The 2,405-nt window shown below is 44.2% G+C and carries 3 protein-coding genes; all 3 read right to left on the reverse strand.

Translation table 11 applies throughout. The features are described from left to right. Positions 1–254 precede the first annotated feature (254 nt). Positions 255–545 (reverse strand): GxxExxY protein, encoded by a 291-nt coding sequence (locus tag IH879_22435; protein ID MCH7677686.1) that lies wholly within the window; start codon positions 543–545, stop codon positions 255–257. Between the two features lie 152 nt (positions 546–697). After that, positions 698–1,420 (reverse strand): ABC transporter permease, encoded by a 723-nt coding sequence (locus IH879_22440; protein MCH7677687.1) that lies wholly within the window; start codon positions 1,418–1,420, stop codon positions 698–700. A 323-nt stretch (positions 1,421–1,743) separates the two neighbouring features. Further along, positions 1,744–2,405 (reverse strand): hypothetical protein (locus IH879_22445; protein ID MCH7677688.1); only part of this gene is annotated, 662 nt, incomplete at its 5' end.

The raw sequence follows: 2,405 nt of genomic DNA on the forward strand, positions 1-2,405 counted from the left end.
TGACGTACAGTTTGATGCTGCAAATTTACCCAACGGAATTTATTTCTACAAAATTGCCGCGGGCAGCTTTAGGGAAGTTAAGAAAATGACACTGCTGAAATAAGGGAATTTAAGGTTCTATGTCGATCAGAGTGGGTAAAATAGCGCCATGAATATCTTTCGCCACGGATTCACACTGATAAAACACGGATTTTGTTAATAGATGAGGCGTTTGAATTCTACTTTTCTTTTTCCAAAACCTGTTCCTGACAGGCTCAGGAATTGATGGGTAAGCCTACTTTCCTTTCCTGTGCTCTTAATTCATTGAGTAATTGTGGCTCATCTTTTGGATTATATTCTTTTGCAACTTTAAGTTCCACGACTATTTTTTCATCCACCAGTAAATCTGCCTCATATTCACCTACAATAACTTTTTTAAACTCCACTTTTATAGGATGTTCTATTTCCACAGAATGCCGCCGACGTAATAATTCAACTTGTAATGCCTTTTGATATAATCTCTCTAAGAAACCATAGCCGAGAATCAGTGTTTCATCTGTGTGAATCCGTGGCTAAAAAATACCTTAATCAATACTATTTACCCACTTAGATCGACATAGATCCCATTTTTTGTTTTCACCCTAATGCTCCCAATAGGAGTTCCAGCTTATTCTTAATCGCGCCCTTGCCGCGTCTCCGGTTCATGCGAACGTTATGCTCACTTAGTCTTCCCAGGCGCCAGAAAATCCGGCTTGACCAGTTTTAGAAATAAGGCGGAAGAAATGCCTGCAGAACCGAATATCATGCACATAACCATAATTTGATATCTTGCGGCTACGAGGGGCGAAATTCCGGACAGGATCTGTCCGGTCATCATGCCAGGTAAAGAAACAAGACCGACGGCAAATAGCGAATTTGTAATTGGAATAAGAGAAGTGCGGAGCGCAGTATTTCGGGCCTGCTGATAATCGACATTTCTTTCGATCTCTGCTGTTAATCGCTCTACTGCGAGACTGACACTATTCATTGAACTTGCAAAAATCATCCCGGCAAGGGGAATGACATAGCGGGGAGAATACCATGGATTAAGATTTAAGACTGCTTGAGTCACTAACAGAAAAGTTATTCCTCCGCCCAGGATTACCGAGTATAAGGTTTTTTTATACAGCAGGGTGCGTTTGATCGTAGTTCTCAATGCAATCCAGCTTGAGGCGAAAACCATTACCGTCACAACAGCCAGAACGACCCAAACTGAATCAGCTTCAAAAATGTAGGCTAAAAAATAACCGATTACCATTAGCTGAACAAGCATACGGGAAATAGCATAAAATGCACTCTTGATGTTAAGGGACCATTTATACATAATTACTACAACTACCAATACGGGGATGAAGGCCAGAGCTAGATTGGCGAACGGTATGATTTGAATTGAATTATTCATGATTTTATCAAATTTTTAGCTTCTCATATTTTGTGAGATAGTTTTGTCAAACCGAGGAGTCCCGACAATCCTTATTTTTCTAATGAACATCGGGACGACGAAGCAATCTTTTTCTTCCAAATTTTAGGCCGCAGGAGTTCCTATATTCACGCCATCTATAATTCTCTCTTTAAGGAAATGTCTGAATAAGTAAGGAAAGCGATGCTGTTATCGACAGGAATGGAATCTAGGGCTTGTGAGTTGGATTCTTTATTTGACCAGACACTTCTTGTAACTGTTTTTAGCCTAACCATTTTATTCTCTAGAGGCGGCCGAGAGCGATCTCACGGCGCAACCAGACGTTCGGCATCCTCAGCCATTTTCAGATATGTGGCCTTGACCTGGTCTGCGAAAGCCCGGATTTCCTTCTTGAGATTGAAATTCCACCAGCGGGTTCCATGAAGCTGGTCGACATCCCACCATCCCAGCTCGTTGAGGTGATCCGCTTCGATTGGAAACTCCTCTTGCTTGATGGCTTTCTGGCCATCTTCCCCAGTCAAGGCCGAGGTCCAAAACTGTGAGGTCACCGAGACCAGCCCGTCGTTTTCGCCCTCCTCTTCGTGGATGATTTCCCAGGAAGGTTTCAGAAGGCTAAAGACACGATTTTTGTCCTGCTTGGCGGCGTAGACAACATAGTGCACGGGATTATCGGCCTCTGTCTTCTGGGCGCGCTGATTGAAGGCGACGGCTGCTTCAGTCTGCAAATCCTTGAGCCCCCCCAAGTCCAATCCCATTTTAAGAAAAAAATCGACTAGGCCGCCAGCCTGCTCCAAGCCCTTGTCGGCAAAGGTGGTGCCGAAATGGGGCGTTCCGATGGTCGTCAACGTCGCGACGCTGTCTTGCATGTCCTCGTCGACAATCATGTGACGAGCGTCGAGACCTCCCATGCTGTGAGCGATAACGTGGACTTTTGCAGATCCGGTCTCGTCCAGAATTTTACGAACCT

The sequence above is a fragment of the candidate division KSB1 bacterium genome (assembly GCA_022562085.1).
Taxonomy (GTDB): Bacteria; Zhuqueibacterota; Zhuqueibacteria; order Oceanimicrobiales; family Oceanimicrobiaceae; genus Oceanimicrobium.